Here is a 16399-nt window from a genome sequence, read left to right on the forward strand (position 1 = left end):
ACATATTCATATTTTGATACAAAAGGTATATACATATACAACGTTGTCGATTTGGAAAGGAGAGCGAATTATGGTCAACAAGCAACAATTCTATTGCGTATGCTGCGGCGAAATGTTGAATCTTCAGGAGGCGGAGAAGCTGTTCTTAACCGGCTTCTACCGGATCGAGTACCCGCTCGGCTGCTGCACGGCGTGCATGCGGACGCCGTCTGCGCCGCATCCCTTTCAAAACGTGAACCGGCCTGAAAGGAACAAGCGCGCGGCATTCGACGAATACGGCAGGGACGACGCGGAGGAGCCGATGTTCGCGTTCATCTAGCGCCCTCGCGTAACGAAGCGCGCGCATTTCGATCGGCTTCCGGCAGGCGTGCGCCCAGCGCTGCGCTCCCAACGCCTTCCAATCGCCCCCTTCATCCGTTATACTGATGGGGATAAGGCGCAGGAAAAATAGATTTTCCGCGGATAATGGGGGTGCAACGATGACGTATGGAAGCGTTTCGGACGAGCAGCCGATCGTCAGGCTTCAGCAGCTGTCGAAGGTGATCGGCAGACGGACGATTATCGACGGATTGACGCTGGACATTCCGCGCGCGGAAGTGCTCGGCTTCCTCGGACCGAACGGCTCCGGCAAGACGACGACGATCCGTATGATGGTCGGATTGATGAAGATGACGAAGGGCGACGTGCTGATCGAGGGGCACAGCATTCGCGAGGATTACGAGCAGGCGATCCGGCATGTCGGGGCGATCGTCGAGAACCCGGAGATGTACAAATATTTGACCGGGTTTCAGAACCTGCTGCACTTCTCCCGGATGGTGCCGGGCATTACGACGCAGCGGATCGACGAAGTCATTCAACTGGTCGGGCTGAAGGATCGCATCCATGATAAAGTGAAGACGTATTCGCTCGGCATGCGCCAGCGGCTGGGCGTGGCGCAGGCGATCATGCACAAGCCGTCGCTGCTCATTCTGGACGAGCCTACCAACGGTCTCGATCCGGCGGGCATTCGCGAGCTGCGCGATTATTTGCGCAAGCTCGCCAAGGAAGAAGGCATCGCCGTCTTCGTCTCCAGCCATCTGCTCAGCGAGATGGAGCTGATGTGCGACCGGGTCGCGATCATTCAGAGCGGCAGGCTGATCGATGTGCGGACGATCCAGACCGGCGCGCAGCTGGCCGAAGAGAGCGGTCCCGTGCTGTTCGAGGTGGACCGGCCGGACGACGCCGTGGCGCTGCTCGCGAAGCACGAAGCGGCGCGGATGGACGAAGGGGCGCTTGTGCGGGCGGACCGGGATACGGTGGCGCGCATCAATGCGGAGCTCGTCGGCGCGGGAATTAACGTATACGGGATTCGCGTCCTGAACAAATCGCTCGAGGACCAGTTCCTCGAGATGACGGGAGGGAATCCGATTGTATAATTTCTTGCAGCTGGTCCGCAACGAGAATATGAAGATTTACCGGCGCATCGGAACCTGGATCATGATCGGCATCATCCTGGGGATCGTCATCCTGGTCAGCATTTTGAGCAAGTCGTTCGACAAAGGCACGGGGAACATGTGGAGCGTGATGAGCAATATCGAGTCGTTCACGTATCTGCTCATTACGATCTTCACCGTCGTCGTCTCCGCCGAAAGCGTGGCGGGCGAGTTCTCGTCGGGCACGATCAAGCTGCTGCTGATCCGGCCGTGGAGCCGTTCCAAAATCCTGCTTTCCAAGTACATCGCGCTGCTGATCTTCGCGCTGCTCCTGTCCGTGCTCATGCTGCTCAGTTCGTTCGTGCTGAACTTGCTTCTGTTCGGCTACGGCGACGCCAAGACGGCGAACGCGGCGCTCGGCGTATTGAACAACTCCGGCCCGTTCAGTTACATGATGCAAGTGTACGTGCTGGACTATCTCGGGCTCATCATGATCGTGACGTTCAGCTTCATGCTCTCGACGTTGTTCCGCAGCGGCGGGCTCGCGATCGGGCTGTCGATGTTCATCTATTTCTTCGGCATGGTCGCAAGCGGCCTGCTTGCGATGCTGGACTACAAGTGGGTCGAATACTTGCTGTTCCTGCACTTGAATTTGAAGCAGTATTTGAGCAGCAGCGAAATCGCCCACGACTTGACGCTCGGTTTCTCGCTTGCCGTGCTGGCAGGCTATTATATCGTCTTCGTCGGCATTACCTGGCTCGTCTTCAATCGGCGGGACGTGGCGTCGTAGAACGATGCATTCGAATAAAAGAGGCGTTCGAATAATATGAAAGAGGGAGCGTCAGCCGTCATTCGTACGGCCGGCGCTCCCTTTCTTCGTGCGGTTACCCGGCTTGCCGGGTTTTCTCCTTGCCGGCGTTCTCCTTGGCCTGCTGGTGCGGAGGCTGGAGCGGATCACCCTCCTGCAGAGGATGACGCGTCCTGGATTCCGTTTGGCGCTCCATGCGACAATTGCCGTTGTAGACCCCTCCGTCCTGGCCTTCCGCATGCGTTCCCGGTCCGATGGACGTCTCGGCGTATTCGCTTCTCCCGGCATCTCTGAACATCGCTCGATTCATCCTCCTTCCTGCGGTGGTAAGGTGCTACTAGCTATTTATTCCAAGCCGTGGTAAAACATGCCTTGATTGATGCATACGCCCAGCAGCGGCTGCGAAAGCTAGAGGGACGTACGCCGGCAAGAAGGCGGGGAGGGACGCAATGATTTGGGCATTCATCATTCTGATCGTATTCATCTTTCAAATCGCGACGATTCTCGTGCTGGAATTCCGGCGCCCTTCCAAAACCGTCGCGTGGCTGCTCATTCTGTTCGTGCTGCCGATCATCGGATTCGTCATGTATTACTTCCTGGCGCAGGAGTACCGGCGGAGACGGACGCTGCGCAGAAGAGGCGTCGTCGCGGAAGTGGCCAAGCTGCAGGCGCTCATGCGCTGCCGGCTGGTGAACCGGCTGGAGGATATGCGCGGCCAGCAGTTCCGGCATCAGGAGCGGCTGTACGATATGCTGCAGAGCATGACGTTCTCGCCGATCACGGGCTGCAACGAAACGAAGGTGCTGACGAACGGCGCGGCAACGTACGAGGCGATGCTGGCGGCGATCGAGAGCGCGCGGCATCATATTCATGTCGAGTTCTATACGATTCGCGATGACGGGATCGGACGGAAGGTGAAGGAGGCGCTCGTCCGCAAGGCGCGCGAAGGCGTCGAGGTGCGCGTGATCTATGACGGGCTGGGCAGCCTGGAGCTGCCTGCCGCCTACATCCGCGAGCTTCAAGAGGCGGGCATCGAGACGGCATGCTTCCTGCAGGCGCGGGTGGCGTTCTTCAACAAACGGATGAATTATCGCAATCACCGCAAAATCCTCGTCGTCGACGGGCTGGTCGGCTTCGTCGGCGGCATTAATATCGGCGACGAATACCTCGGCGGCAACCCGAAGCTCGGCTTCTGGCGCGACACGCATCTGCAAGTAAGCGGCGACGCGGTCTATTTCCTGCAGGAAGTGTTCATGCAGGATTGGTGGTTCACCGCGAAGAAGCGGCTGTCCGGGCAAGCCTATATGCCGGTGCACCAGTGCAGCGGCCAGGAGCAGGTGCAGATCATCGCCAGCGGGCCGAACAGCAAGGACGCCGCCATTCTGGAATGCGTGTTCACGGCCATCGCGGTCGCGAAGACGCGCATCTACATTACGACGCCGTATTTCATCCCGGATCCGAGCGTGCTGATGGCGCTGCGCACGGCGGCTCTGAGCGGCGTGGACGTGCGAATCATTATCCCGTACATAGCGGATACGAAGCTCGTGCTGTTCGCGACGCTGTCGTACGTGGAAGAGCTGCTGAGTGCCGGCGTGCGCGTCTACCGCTACCATCGCGGGTTCGTGCATGCCAAGGTGCTGATCGTCGACGGGCTGCTGGCGTCGGTCGGCACCGCGAACATGGATATGCGCAGCTTCTTCAGCAACTTCGAAATTAACGCGCTGCTGTTCGACGATCAGGCGATCCGCCGGCTGGAGGATGATTTCTGGGCGGATACGGCGCAGTGCGAGGAAGTGAACCGGTCGCATTTTCAGCGGCGCCCGCTTCGGCAGAAGGCAGGCCAGGTCGTCGCCCGAATGTTGTCGCCGCTCTTGTAGCGGATGGCAAGCGTGCTTGCGCTTGCGGGAAGGAGACGGCATCGGCGTCGCGGCGTCGCGGCTGACGGTACTAAACACAGACGTCAGCCTGTTGGGGGCGGATGACGGGGGCGTTTTGACTCTAGACAAGCCAGACCGCGCGAAGAGATCAGATTGTAGAGAAAGTTCGACGCCGCATGTGCCGCATGTATGGAAAGGAACGAATCCCCTCTAAGACTCGAAGGACAGAGGTTCCGTTATTTTGGCCAAATCAGTCTATTCGGGTAGGCGAACGGACACAGGATCCGTTAATGTGACCGTACGGTACCGAAAACAGGATAATCAGCTGATATAGCGGATCTCTTGTCCGCCAGCACATGAAAAAACGTGATCAAGCAGCGAATAACGGATCTCCTGTCCGCTTCCTTGCATCGGCGGACGTATCGTGAACCGGCCGTCATGAAGCCGGCTGGTTCGAAGCGGTAACAGCCATCCATGCCATGCCGGCGAAGCGCCGACAGGAGCTGTTCGTGCTCCAGGACGTGGGTTGCCGCGAGCCTGCCCGAAGCAGACGTATGGTTCTCAACAAATTGAAGAACCTGGACAACATGTCCAGGTTCTTGTTTATGGTAATCATAATGAATATCAATCAAGCGGATGTCACTCAAGCGAATGAAATCAAGTGTATTATCAAGTGAATTGTAATCAGGTATTGCAAATCGACAGGTACATGATATAATCAAAACGCATGTTTATATTAAAACCTATAGACATAGTTAGTTCATCTTACAATTTAATTGTATCATGTCGGCGCAAAGTCTGTCAAACGGTTTTTATTTCACGGTTAGGAGAGATGCGGAATGAATGCGTTGGCACTCGGCTTTCAAGAGATCGAACGGTCGCAGCTTCAGCTCGTCGGCGGCAAAGGGGCCAATATCGCGGAATTATCCAGGATCCATGGTATCCAGGTGCCGGAAGGATTTTGCGTCACGACGGCCGGATACCGGGCAGCCTTCGAGCATAACGCAGCCTATCGGGCGCTGCTGGACCGGCTCGCCGCGCTGAAGGCCGTTGATCTGGAACAAGTCGGCGAGATCAGCGGCCAGCTCAGGGAGCTTATTAGGGAAGCTTCTATCCCTTCCGATGTGGAGGAAGCCGTTACCCGCTATCTCGCCCGCTGCGGCGAGGAATACGCGTATGCCGTGCGTTCCAGCGCGACGGCCGAAGATTTACCGCATGCCTCGTTCGCCGGACAGCAGGACACCTATCTGAATATCGTCGGCAGAGCGGCTATTCTGCAGCATATCGGCAAATGCTGGGCATCCCTGTTCACGGATCGCGCGGTCGTCTACCGGATGCAGAACGGAATCGACCACGGGCAGGTGTATATTTCCGTTCTCGTACAGCGGATGGTTTTCCCGCAAGCGTCGGGCATTTTATTCACCGCCGATCCGCTGACCGGCAGCCGCAAGCGGCTGACGATCGATGCCGGCTTCGGACTTGGCGAAGCCTTGGTTTCCGGCCTGGTGTCCGCCGATTGTTATCGCGTGGAGGAAGGGCGGATCGTCGACAAACGAATCGCGGCCAAGGAAATGGCGATCTACGGATGCGCGGAAGGCGGAACGGAGACGCGCCCGATCGAACCCGAACGGCGGCATGCGCAGACGCTGACGGATGAACAGATCGTACGGCTGGCAGACATCGGCAGGCGGATCGAAGCGTATTTCGGCTGCCCGCAGGATATGGAATGGTGTCTGGCCGACGATGTCTTCCATATGGTTCAGAGCAGGCCGATCACGACATTATTCCCGATCCCGGAAGCGAACGATCAAGCCAATCGCATCTACTTATCCGTAGGCCATCAGCAAATGATGACCGATCCCATGAAGCCGCTCGGATTGTCGTTCTATCTGCTGCTGACGCCGGCGCCGATGCGTAAGGCCGGCGGCAGGCTGTTCGTCGATGCGACGGCGATGCTGTCTTCGTCTGCCAGCAGAGCCAAGATGCTCCATGCCATGGGGCAATCCGATCCGCTGACCCGGGACGCGATCGAGACGGTCATTGCGCGCGAATTCATCCCGCTGCTGCCCGACGATCAACCAGGCCCAGGCGCCGGGGGCCAAGGCAGGCAGCCTGCTTTCATGCGAACGCCGGAGCCATTCGATAACGACCCGACGATCGTGACCGAGCTGATGAATCGCACCCAAGCTTCGATCGAAGCGCTCAAACGCGGCATCCGCGCCAAAACCGGGCCGGAGCTGTTTGACTTTATTATTGAAGATATGCAGGAGCTTAAGAAGATCCTGTTCGATCCGCGGAGCACGGCCGTGTTTATGACGGCCATGAATGCATCGTTCTGGATCAATGAGCAGATGGAGAAATGGCTGGGAGAGAAGAACGCCGCCGATATGCTGTCCCAGTCCGTGCCGCACAACGTTACCTCGGAGATGGGGCTGGCGCTGCTGGATGTCGCGGATGCCATTCGGCCTTATCCGGAAGTCGTTGCCTTCTTGGAGCATGCGAAGGGCGATAGCTTCCTGGATGAACTGGCCCGGCTCGAAGGCGGACGGGAAGCCCGGGATGCGATTACGGCTTATCTCGACAAATACGGGATGCGGTGCGCAGGGGAAATCGATATCACGCGCACGCGTTGGAGCGAGAACCCGGCAACGCTTATTCCGTTGATTCTGGGCAATGTCAGACATTTCGAGCCTCGGGAGAGCAAGCGGAAATTCGAGCAGGGGCGAGCCGAAGCGTTGAACAAGGAGCGGGAGTTGCTGGCCCGATTGCGGCAATTGCCGGATGGCGGGCAGAAGGCCCGGGAGACGAAGGAGAAGATCGACCTCGTCCGGAATTTCATCGGTTATCGGGAATATCCGAAGTATGCCTATGTCAGCCGCTATTTCGCGTATAAGCAGGCCATGCTGCAAGAAGCCGCTCGGCTCGTGCAGGCCGGCGCGATTCAGGCGATAGAAGATATCTACTTTCTGACCTTCGAGGAGCTTCATGAAGTCGTACGCACGCAGCGGCTGGATGAGCGGATCATCGCCAATCGCAAGGAGGAGTACAAGGTATACGACAAGCTTACGCCGCCGCGCGTGATCACGTCCGACGGCGAAATCATTACGGGCTCGTACAAAAGGGAGAACCTGCCGGCGGGAGCGATCGCAGGCCTGCCCGTTTCGTCCGGCGTCATCGAGGGGCGGGCGCGCGTCATACTCGACATGGCGGAGGCGAACCTGGAGGATGGCGATATTCTCGTAACCGCGTTCACCGATCCGAGCTGGACGCCGTTGTTCGTATCCATTAAAGGACTCGTCACCGAGGTCGGCGGCCTGATGACCCATGGCGCGGTTATTGCGCGGGAGTATGGCTTGCCGGCGGTTGTCGGCGTCGAGCAAGCGACCAGAAGGATCCGGGACGGGCAGCGCATTCGCGTGCATGGAACGGAAGGATATATTGAACTTTTGTCCTAAATCCCCGCCAACTGATGGAGCGCCGATAGCGGCGATGGCATAAGTCCCGGTGAAGCAGCGGCATTCGCCGGCGGCATCGGGGGCTGTTCAATCGTGGGAGAGATTATATTCGAAGAGAAAGGACCTCAACATAAAGGACCTCAACATCCGCATTGCCGTGGATGTCGAGGTCCTTTCGCCTCTTAATCGGGATGTTGCTATGTACTGCGTACGCTAGGAGGACAACCCCTGGCGCTGTGCTTCCCTTGAGCGTAGCGTTGGCGCGGTATCGTCGTTGATACGGTATTGCGCATGGACGGGCTGTTATTGCGGCTGCTATTGACGGTCATTCATGAAGAGGCCGGACTCGGCTGCAGCGACTTCCGTCCCAGTCCGACGATCGGCGCGAGCGGGTTCGAACGGCCTTCGATGAGATCGAGGATGAGCTTGGCGCCCATCATGCTGTATACCGTGCCGTTGCCGCCGTAGCCAAGACAATAATAAACCTGCGGCCATTGGGGATCTTCGCCGATGAAGGGCAGCTCGTCCTGCGACAGCGCGAAGGTCGCGTTCCATTCGTATGCAGGCGCCGTTTGGAACGAAGGAAACAGCTGCTTGATCCGGTCCGCCAGCTTGTCCGAGAATTCATCCCGCGCATGCTGCCCGGCGAGCGGCTTTCCGCCGGGTTCGTCGTACCCGCCGGCGATGACGCGGCCGTCATCGGTCAAGCGCGCGTAGAAGTACGGACGGGCGGTTTCCCAAATCAAATAACGGCCGTACCAAGGCGATACGTCGGCTTGCTGCTCCGTCAGGATGGCGCTCGTCCGGTTCAACTGTGCCCTCACCAGCTTGCCGCGCAGTTCTTCCGGCTCGTAGCCGACGGCATAGATGACATGCTTCGCATGAACGGCCGGTCCGGCAGAGGTGCTGAGCGTATGCTGGCCTTTCTCATCGGTGCGGAGGCCGACGACGTCCGTATGCTCGTGAACGATGAGCCCGAACGAGGCCGCTGCTTCATCGATGACCGCGTGCACGAAGCGGTACGGATTGAGCTGCGCGTCGCCGTGCGTGACGATGGCGCCGGACTTGCGGAACGGGAAGCGTTCGCCGATAAGCTCGGGCTCCCAGTACTCCACGTCGAAACCGTTGGCCAGCAGCGTGTCGTATTCTCTTCTCAGCTTGGGCACATGCTGCTCGGTGCTTGCCAAGTACAGGCTGCTGCTGCGCTCGAACGCCGTATCAACAGGGAGCGAGGACGCGACGTCCGCCAGGTCGTTCACGGCTTCGGCGCAGGCCTTATAGAACGTGACGGCGCGGTGCTCGCCGATCTGGTCGATGAGGTCGGTCAGCATCACGTCATTGCAGAACTGCAGCAAGCCCGTGTTGGCCTGCGAGCTGCCGCCCGCAGCCTCGCCCCGTTCCAGGAGCACCGTCCGCAGCCCGCTCCGGGCGAGAATGTAGCCGAGCAGGGAGCCGGACATGCCTCCGCCCACGATCGCCGCGTCGACATGCAGCTCCTGTTCCAGCGGCGGATAGGCAGTCGGATTCGGCAGCGTTTCCTGCCAGTATAAACGGCCTTCGTGCAAATGTTTCATTTTATCATGCCTCCCGTGGATATTATGCCCGTTCGAGACAGAAACAAGAAGGGGAAAATCGCCTTTGTGAATGTGAAGAAGATCGATGTCGTAATGGACTTGGCGTGCTGCGATTGGCAGATAGATACAGGGATGGATGAAAGAAGGGGATCCGGCGGGAAAGACCCGTCAGCGAAGAGTAGCGGCGGAATGGGCGGATGTGTTGTACCAGGTACAATACATGGGTGGAAGAACAGCGGAATGAGCGGATGTGTTGTACCTCGTACAATACTTTGGCGGGAAAACGCCGGAATGAGCGGATGTGCTGTACCACGTACACTACATAGGTGAGAAAACGCCAGAATCGACCTGTGTTGTACCACGTACGCTACATTGGCGGAAGGCTGCTCCATCAACCATTATGGCGGCACGCGCTAGTCTTGAATCGGATCCGGGATCAGACCGGCTTCCTGCAGCTCGCTGTTCGTTTTCATATGCTTCATATCGTTGCCCAGCCGTTTCAAATCCTGCATATCCTGCACCATGGAGCCGTTCTTCGCCTTCGCGATCGGCTCGGACTTGCGCCCGGCCTGCCCGGCTGACGAATCTTGCGGCTGCCCGTCCCGTTGCGGATTCACTTCTGTCATCGTCATCTTCTCCTTTGCGTGAGACTTATACGTAACTACACGCGCGAGGATGAATTGAAACGCAGGTGAATGCAGCCGGGGGATCGCCCAAGCAGACCCGCGGCGGATAGAAGCGCATTCGGATGCGGGCGAATAGGCTAGTAGGGAATGAGGGATGGTAGGTAAAGGCGGCTTTTCGTGGTAAAATGATCTTTTGGCATCAGAGCAAACGTATTGCGAACGACAGGGGATATGATGATGGAGAAACCGACAGTGACTGACGTGCTCGGCGTGCCGCTCGTGATCGCGACCCGCGGAGGGGTCATAGAGAACGTGCACGGCGGCCATGCCGCGGTCGTCTCGGCCGACGGCGCGATTATGGCGGAAGCGGGAAATGCGTCGGTCTGGACGTATATGCGTTCGACGGCAAAGCCGGTGCAGGCGCTGCCAGCCATTATGGGCGGCGTCCTCGAGGCGTACGGTCTGGGAGACGACGCCGTGGCGCTGATGTGCGCTTCGCATCAAGGCACGCCGGCGCATATCGCCGTGCTGGAGCGGATGCTGGCGCAAACCGGCGTGCGGGAGGAGCAGCTCGTGTTCGCGCCGCAGCTGCCCGCGAACCTGGAGGCGCGCGACGAGGTCATCCGTCGCGGCGGGCAGCCGCGCAAGCTGTACCATGTGTGCGCGGGCAAGCATATCGGCATGCTCGCGCTGTGCAAGGTGCGCGGCTGGCCGATGGAGACATACGCGGAGCGGGAGCACCCGCTGCAGCAGGAGCTGCTGCGGACGGTCGCCGCGCTCGCGGACCTGGAGCCGGAAGCCGTCGGCTGCGCGATCGACGGCTGCGGCTTGCCCGTATTCGCGCTGCCGTTATGGCGGCTGGCGCTCATCTACGCGCGCTTCGCCGCGTGGGACGCCGCCGCGGCAGACGGCGGCCCGGACTCGCCCGTCGCGGCAGCGCCGACGGGCGGAGCCATGGCGGCAGCGGCGGGGCGGATCGCCGCTGCGATGCGCCGCCACCCGGCCCTGGTGGAGGGGCCGGGCCGGCTGGCGAGCGCGATGCTTGGCGACGGGAACGTCGTCGCCAAGAGCGGCGCCCAGGGCGTCTTCGTCTTCGCCCTGGGCCGCGAAGGCATCGCCGGCGTCGTCAAGCTCGCCGACGGCACCGAAACGCCCTGGCCGGAGGCGGTCTGCGCCATGCTGGCGCAGATGGGACTCGGCCGGGAGCTGATTGCCCGCATCCGGCAGCAGATCCCGCCGGAAATGCGCAACGACGCCGGCCAGGTTACGGGCCGGCGCGAACCGTGCCTGGAGCTGCGGCGGAACATCGGCCGCTAACCAAATGAACCCAAATGCAACCCTCCGGAAAAGCGCCGCCTGGCGGCGCGAACCGGAGGGTTCGCTCGTTGATGCACGATAACTCGCCCTGCAGTCCGGCAGCCGCCAGTCCATAGGTCTCCGTTTCAACCGGAACGCCGATGGTGTATATGCCAAGTAAGCTGGAACAAACAGCAGCGTTTACGAGAAACGGAAAGGGTGATGGTTATGTTAGGATACGCCGTGCTTTTCTTTATTATCGCATTAGTGGCAGGGGTGCTGGGGTTCTTCACGCTGGCTTCCGCCGCTGCGGGAATTGCCAAAATACTGTTCTTCGTGTTCCTCGTCTTGTTCATCATCTCGTTTATTTTCGGCAGAAGACGAGTCTAGCGGCTAACGCGATGATCGTCTCTGGCTCCGACAGAAACGGCGCTGCCGGGATATTCCCGGAGCGCCGTTTCTCATTGCTTTACATATCCTTATATATCCACTACTATAGGGATAAATGAGGATAAGGAGCGAGCCCCCTATGAATGCGAAGGAAGCATCCGTACTGCTCGGCGTGCACTACAAAACCGTGCTGAACATGATCAACGACGGACGATTGACCGCCGCCAAGACCGATTCCGGCGATTGGGAGATCAGCGAGAGCGACCTTGCCGCGCGCGAGCAGCGTATCGAGGACAAGGAATTTTCCGCGATCTATACGTATATGGCCGTTCAGCTGATCGAGAAGGAACATCGCCGCGCCTTCAAGGCTGCGAAGGAAGACTTGTTGTCCGGCGCGCGGACGCTCGGCAAGCATGCCGACAATCCGGCCGAGTTTGCCCGTCAGGTCAAACATCTGGAGAAAGCGCTCGATGCCTACAAGGCCGCCGAAGCGTTCACCTATACGGTCGAATCCATCCGCAAGCAGTGCGAGGAGCAGGGCAAAGCTTGACAGCCCGCCCGTCTATTACACGAAATAAGCGGGAAATTCCGCTTTCAGCCCGAAAGGGTCATGCGCCTTGAAATGCCGCTCGCGTTCCTCGCTGCCCTTGACCGGAAGCCTGCGCTCGCGAGCCGGGCGCATCGCCGCAATATAGTGTCTGGTCCAGTCCAGGGGCGATTCGTAATAGTGCAAGATTTCGCGATAGGCGAACGCATTAATCAGGCCAAGCTCGTACGCCTCCTTAAACAACGGCCGATCGACCGTTAGCGGGGAGAGGACCGACACGCCTTGATCGGCAAGCTTCTCCATGCCTTCTCGGCTGCGCACGGCGACGGACAGCGTCTCGGCGAAATGAACGCCGGCGCGGTTCAGGATCGGAATCCACCGGTTCACGTAACTGCTCGCTTGATTGATGATATCGGCGACATGCAGGACGCGTTGTCCGCGAAGCTCGAGCCGGACGGCGTTTCCTTCATGATCGGTGACCTGATGCTCGCCGTTCTTGAACAGCATGACATGGGGGACGCCCAGCCGGGCAGCCATCGGGATGGAGAAGAACCAGTCTCTCCGTTCGCCGCCGGATATCAAGGCCGGCCTCGCATGACGATCGAGGTAATAGGCCGTCAAGGCTTCGATAGCCGCTCCGTATTGGTCGTCGGCACGGACCGCCTGATGCAGGATTCCCCAGATGGCTTGTGCCCGCCGCTCCGCAGCAGCATCCGTTATCAGCGCGTCGTCGAGGCGCTGCAGCACGTCTTGGGCCAGCTGCCGGCCGGCGATTTGCTCCGTATTGATGTAGAAAGGCCCCGGCTTGCCGGACGTATACCAGAACGCCTCGTCGTCGGCGCTGCGTCTAACCGCAAGGCCCCCTGTTGCAATCAATCGCTTCAATAACTGCTCCGCTGCTTGACTATTCGGCACGGACAATCCCTCCTCGGCATGTGGATTCACCGTGTACAAGTATAGCAGTCGGTCTAAATACCGGAAACGAATGTGGAGATCAAACCTTCTTTTCATCCCCATAACGAGTCTTTCTCACCCATACTGTCCGCCCGTCATTCCTCCCCGCGCAGCGCCCTCATCGCTTCCCGGTACACCGTCGGCGACTGCCCGTAGAACCGCCTGAACTGCTTGGAGAAATAAAGCGGATCCTGGAATCCGACGGACGCCGCGATCTGCTCGATCGTCAGCTCTTCCCGCTCGCGCAGCAGCAGATGCGCTTTGTCGATGCGCAGCTTGAGCAGGAACGTTACCGGCGTCGCGCCGGTCTGCCTTTTGAATAGACGCGAGAGATAGGCGCGGTTGTAACCGAGCGTATCCGCCATATTTTCGATGGAGATCGGTTCGGCGTATTGGGTGGACAAGTACCGCAGCACCTGCTGCGTCAAGGCTTCGCCATCGTCGCGCTGCTGCTGGGACGCGGTCTCGGCGGCCGTCAGCTCGGCGGCGTACTCCGCGAACAATAGCTGCAGATAACCCGCCGCCCGCAGATGCGACGCTCTGCCGCTTTGCCGGAAAATGCGCATCATCTGGTGAAAGAGCACCGCCACGCGCGGATTCCGGCCCGTGTCGATGACGGGCGCGCCCGGCTCCAGCCCGGCTTCCGCGACGAGCGCCGCTGCCGAGCCGCCCTCGAAGGCGATCCAGCGGTACCGCCACGGATCGCGCTCGCAGGATTCGTAGCTGATCAGCTGATCGGGGTGAATGAGGAACGTATGGCCGGCGCGCAGCTCATGCCGCCGCCCCGCGCACGTGAAGCTGCCCGAGCCGGACAGCACATGATGCATCAGATAGAAGTCGTACACTTTGGGACCGATCAGATGGCCGGGCTTCGTCTGGCTTTCGCCTGCGAAGAGGACATATAAATCACCATGCGCATTCGGTTCGGGATTGGACAGCACCGTATAGGTCGGACGCAGCTCCATAATGAGGAAACTCCTTCATTTACGATTCATTCTATTGTCGTACATTGTAGCATATGGATGCGCCGGCATTCGATAGCAGGTCACAAAATTCCATCCGATGCTCACATCAAGCCATTTCGCGCAGGCATGCCTTCGGCTATACTGAAGCTAGAAACACGCTGCAAGACACAGCATGCGGACACGCAAGTCATCTTCAATTCGATCTCCATACCTTCCAAAAGAAAGCGGTGCGACTCAATGGCGAACTTGCAAGAACTGACACAACGATTTCTGAACGTATACGGCGAATCATCCGAACGGCTGGCGGTCTTCCATGCCCCCGGCCGCGTCAATCTGATCGGCGAGCATACCGATTACAACGGCGGCTACGTGTTTCCGGCGGCGCTCACCTTCGGCACGACGCTGCTCATCCGCAAACGCGGCGACCTGCAGCTCGGCCTGGCGTCCACGAACTTCCAGGAGCATAAGCATTTGCCGATTTCCCCGATCGTCTACGACGAGGCGGATGACTGGATGAACTATCCGAAAGGCATCGTGAACGAGCTTCAGAACCGCGGCGTCGAGTTCGGCAGCGGCTACGACCTGCTCTTCCACGGCGAAATTCCGAACGGCGCGGGTCTATCGTCCTCCGCATCGATCGAGGTCGTAACGGCTTACGGCTTGCTGACGATGGAAGGCTGCGAGACGGATACCGTCCAGATCGCGCTGCTGTCGCAGAAATCCGAGAACGAGTTCAACGGCGTTCAATGCGGCATCATGGACCAGTTCGCGGTGGCGAACGGCAAGAAGGACCATGCGATTCTGCTCATGTGCGACACGCTGGAATACGATCTGGTGCCGTTCAATTCCGGCGACTATCAGCTCGTTATCGGCAATACGAACAAACGCCGCGGCTTGGTCGATTCCAAGTACAACGAGCGCCGCAGCCAGTGCGAGCAGGCGGTCGCGGACTTGAAGGCCGCGTTCCCGAACCTGACGCTGCTCGGCCAGCTGCCCCTGGCGGACTTCAACGCGAACAAGCATCTGATCAAGGACGATGTCGTCCGCGAGCGGGCGCAGCACGTCGTCGAAGAGATCGATCGCGTCGTGCAGTCCATGAACGTGCTGCGCACGAACGATCTCGCCGCGTTCGGCCGGCTGATGAACGCCTCCCATGATTCGCTCCGCGATCTGTACGAAGTGACCGGCGCCGAGCTGGACGCGATGGTTGCGGCGGCGCGCACGGTCGACGGCGTGCTCGGTTCCCGGATGACGGGCGCGGGCTTCGGCGGCTGCACGGTATCGCTGGTGCACAAGGACAGCATAGAGACGTTCAAATCGGAAGTCGGCCGTCAGTATACGGCAGCGACGGGCCTGGTTGCGGACTTCTACGTCTGCGCGATCGGCAACGGCGTGGAGCAACTGGCGTAACGGCAGCAACGGATATAGATGGCTTTGGATTCGTAAATAGAGAAGGGAGAGATTCATCATGGCAGTATTGGTAACGGGAGGCGCGGGCTACATCGGCTCGCATGCGGTCGCGGCGCTCCTCGAGCGCGGGGAGGACATCGTCGTCGTCGATAACCTGCAGCAAGGGCATCGGGAAGCGGTGCTTGGCGGCAAGTTGTATGTCGGCGATCTGAGAGACGGCGATTTCCTGGATCAGGTGTTCGGGGAGAACGAGATCGACGCGGTCATTCATTTCGCGGCGAATTCGCTGGTCGGCGAGAGCATGAAGGATCCCGGCAAATATTATCACAACAACGTGTACGGCACGCTCTGCCTGCTGGAGCGGATGAACGCGCACGGCGTGAAGCGCATCGTCTTCTCTTCGACGGCGGCGACGTACGGCGAGCCCGAGAGCGTTCCGATTCACGAGGCGGACCGCACGCTTCCGACGAACACGTACGGCGAGACGAAGCTGGCGATGGAGAAAATGATGAAATGGTACGACGTCGCATTCGGCGTGAAATACATCGCGCTCCGTTATTTCAACGCCGCCGGCGCGCACGCAAGCGGCAAGATCGGCGAGGATCACAATCCGGAGACGCATCTCGTGCCGCTCGTCCTGCAAACCGCGCTCGGCCAGCGCCGGCATATATCCGTCTTCGGCGACGACTATCCGACGGAGGACGGCACTTGCGTCCGCGACTACATTCACGTCAGCGACTTGGCGGACGCGCATGTGCTGGCGGTTGAGCGGCTGCGCAAGGGCGGCGACAGCGCCGTCTACAACCTCGGCAACGGCACCGGCTTCTCCGTGAAGCAGGTCATCGACATCGCCCGCCAAGTAACGGGCCGCGACATCCCGGCCGTCATCGAAGCGCGCCGCGCCGGCGATCCGGCCGTGCTCGTCGCTTCGTCCGCCCGCGCCCGCGAAGAGCTCGGCTGGAAGCCGAGCCGCCACAAGCTGGAGGACATCATCGGCAGCGCCTGGGCCTGGCATCAAGCGAACCCGCAAGGGTACAAGTAATCGGTCTGCGCCGGGTGATCGGAAATGCATACACCCGCTTCCG

Annotated in this window: 15 protein-coding genes; 10 read left to right on the plus strand and 5 right to left on the minus strand. The window is 59.6% G+C overall.

From position 1 onward, the window contains the following. The first annotated feature begins 70 nt into the window (after positions 1–70). The 3 genes from GXP70_RS08210 to GXP70_RS08220 all read left to right on the plus strand — a co-directional run bounded on the left by GXP70_RS08210 (position 71) and on the right by GXP70_RS08220 (position 2202). Positions 71–319, plus strand: a complete 249-nt coding sequence (locus GXP70_RS08210) for a hypothetical protein (protein WP_162356001.1) — start codon at positions 71–73, stop codon at positions 317–319. Between the two features lie 160 nt (positions 320–479). Then, positions 480–1415, plus strand: a complete 936-nt coding sequence (locus tag GXP70_RS08215) for an ABC transporter ATP-binding protein (protein WP_162356002.1) — start codon at positions 480–482, stop codon at positions 1413–1415. Beyond that, a complete protein-coding gene (locus GXP70_RS08220) occupies positions 1408–2202 on the plus strand; it encodes an ABC transporter permease (RefSeq protein WP_162356003.1) in 795 nt (264 codons plus the stop codon). Before GXP70_RS08215 ends, GXP70_RS08220 begins: the two co-directional genes overlap by 8 nt. A gap of 94 nt (positions 2203–2296) precedes the next feature. Here the strand turns inward: GXP70_RS08220 and GXP70_RS08225 are convergent, their stop codons facing one another. Next, positions 2297–2518, minus strand: a complete 222-nt coding sequence (locus GXP70_RS08225; RefSeq protein WP_162356004.1) for a hypothetical protein — start codon at positions 2516–2518, stop codon at positions 2297–2299. A gap of 151 nt (positions 2519–2669) precedes the next feature. Here GXP70_RS08225 and cls point away from each other — a divergent pair, with 151 nt between their 5' ends. Further along, positions 2670–4097 (plus strand): cardiolipin synthase, encoded by a 1428-nt coding sequence (gene cls / locus GXP70_RS08230; protein ID WP_162356005.1) that lies wholly within the window; start codon positions 2670–2672, stop codon positions 4095–4097. Between the two features lie 839 nt (positions 4098–4936). Then, positions 4937–7552, plus strand: a complete 2616-nt coding sequence (gene ppsA, locus GXP70_RS08235) for a phosphoenolpyruvate synthase (RefSeq protein WP_162356006.1) — start codon at positions 4937–4939, stop codon at positions 7550–7552. Between the two features lie 329 nt (positions 7553–7881). Here the strand turns inward: ppsA and GXP70_RS08240 are convergent, their stop codons facing one another. Then, a complete protein-coding gene (locus tag GXP70_RS08240; protein ID WP_162356007.1) occupies positions 7882–9126 on the minus strand; it encodes an NAD(P)/FAD-dependent oxidoreductase in 1245 nt (414 codons plus the stop codon). 413 nt (positions 9127–9539) lie between these two features. Then, positions 9540–9752, minus strand: coding sequence for a hypothetical protein (locus GXP70_RS08245; RefSeq protein ID WP_162354581.1), 213 nt, complete (start codon positions 9750–9752; stop codon positions 9540–9542). Positions 9753–9989: 237 nt separating this feature from the next. On the opposite strand from GXP70_RS08245, the gene GXP70_RS08250 reads away from it, so the two are divergent. The 3 genes from GXP70_RS08250 (at position 9990) to GXP70_RS08260 (ending at position 11988) form a co-directional block, all read left to right on the plus strand. Further along, on the plus strand, positions 9990–11069 hold the full coding sequence (locus tag GXP70_RS08250; RefSeq protein ID WP_162356008.1) for an asparaginase: 1080 nt from the start codon (positions 9990–9992) through the stop codon (positions 11067–11069). A gap of 207 nt (positions 11070–11276) precedes the next feature. Further along, positions 11277–11438, plus strand: a complete 162-nt coding sequence (locus tag GXP70_RS08255) for a DUF1328 domain-containing protein (protein ID WP_162360364.1) — start codon at positions 11277–11279, stop codon at positions 11436–11438. A 139-nt stretch (positions 11439–11577) separates the two neighbouring features. Beyond that, positions 11578–11988 (plus strand): helix-turn-helix domain-containing protein, encoded by a 411-nt coding sequence (locus GXP70_RS08260; protein WP_162356009.1) that lies wholly within the window; start codon positions 11578–11580, stop codon positions 11986–11988. Positions 11989–12003: 15 nt separating this feature from the next. On the opposite strand, the gene GXP70_RS08265 is transcribed toward GXP70_RS08260, so the two are convergent. Then, entirely contained in the window at positions 12004–12900 is an 897-nt protein-coding gene (locus GXP70_RS08265; RefSeq protein ID WP_162356010.1) for a phosphoribosyltransferase, read from the minus strand. Positions 12901–13034: 134 nt separating this feature from the next. Beyond that, positions 13035–13904, minus strand: coding sequence for an AraC family transcriptional regulator (locus GXP70_RS08270; protein ID WP_162356011.1), 870 nt, complete (start codon positions 13902–13904; stop codon positions 13035–13037). A gap of 237 nt (positions 13905–14141) precedes the next feature. Here GXP70_RS08270 and GXP70_RS08275 point away from each other — a divergent pair, with 237 nt between their 5' ends. Next, on the plus strand, positions 14142–15314 hold the full coding sequence (locus GXP70_RS08275; protein WP_162356012.1) for a galactokinase: 1173 nt from the start codon (positions 14142–14144) through the stop codon (positions 15312–15314). Positions 15315–15372: 58 nt separating this feature from the next. After that, complete coding sequence (gene galE / locus GXP70_RS08280; protein WP_162356013.1) at positions 15373–16356, plus strand: UDP-glucose 4-epimerase GalE; 984 nt, start codon at positions 15373–15375, stop codon at positions 16354–16356. Positions 16357–16399: the final 43 nt, after the last annotated feature.

The sequence above is a fragment of the Paenibacillus lycopersici genome (assembly GCF_010119935.1).
In the GTDB taxonomy this organism is placed as follows: Bacteria; Bacillota; Bacilli; order Paenibacillales; family Paenibacillaceae; genus Paenibacillus_Z; species Paenibacillus_Z lycopersici.

Bases quoted from the DNA above. Each gene is read 5' to 3' on its own strand.
- GXP70_RS08210 (WP_162356001.1), top strand. From the start codon at position 71: ATGGTCAACAAGCAACAATTCTATTGCGTATGCTGCGGCGAAATGTTG.
- GXP70_RS08215 (WP_162356002.1), top strand. From the start codon at position 480: ATGACGTATGGAAGCGTTTCGGACGAGCAGCCGATCGTCAGGCTTCAG.
- GXP70_RS08225 (WP_162356004.1), bottom strand. From the start codon at position 2,518: ATGTTCAGAGATGCCGGGAGAAGCGAATACGCCGAGACGTCCATCGGA.
- cls (WP_162356005.1), top strand. From the start codon at position 2,670: ATGATTTGGGCATTCATCATTCTGATCGTATTCATCTTTCAAATCGCG.
- ppsA (WP_162356006.1), top strand. From the start codon at position 4,937: ATGAATGCGTTGGCACTCGGCTTTCAAGAGATCGAACGGTCGCAGCTT.
- GXP70_RS08240 (WP_162356007.1), bottom strand. From the start codon at position 9,126: ATGAAACATTTGCACGAAGGCCGTTTATACTGGCAGGAAACGCTGCCG.
- GXP70_RS08245 (WP_162354581.1), bottom strand. From the start codon at position 9,752: ATGACAGAAGTGAATCCGCAACGGGACGGGCAGCCGCAAGATTCGTCA.
- GXP70_RS08250 (WP_162356008.1), top strand. From the start codon at position 9,990: ATGGAGAAACCGACAGTGACTGACGTGCTCGGCGTGCCGCTCGTGATC.
- GXP70_RS08255 (WP_162360364.1), top strand. From the start codon at position 11,277: ATGTTAGGATACGCCGTGCTTTTCTTTATTATCGCATTAGTGGCAGGG.
- GXP70_RS08260 (WP_162356009.1), top strand. From the start codon at position 11,578: ATGAATGCGAAGGAAGCATCCGTACTGCTCGGCGTGCACTACAAAACC.
- GXP70_RS08270 (WP_162356011.1), bottom strand. From the start codon at position 13,904: ATGGAGCTGCGTCCGACCTATACGGTGCTGTCCAATCCCGAACCGAAT.
- GXP70_RS08275 (WP_162356012.1), top strand. From the start codon at position 14,142: ATGGCGAACTTGCAAGAACTGACACAACGATTTCTGAACGTATACGGC.
- galE (WP_162356013.1), top strand. From the start codon at position 15,373: ATGGCAGTATTGGTAACGGGAGGCGCGGGCTACATCGGCTCGCATGCG.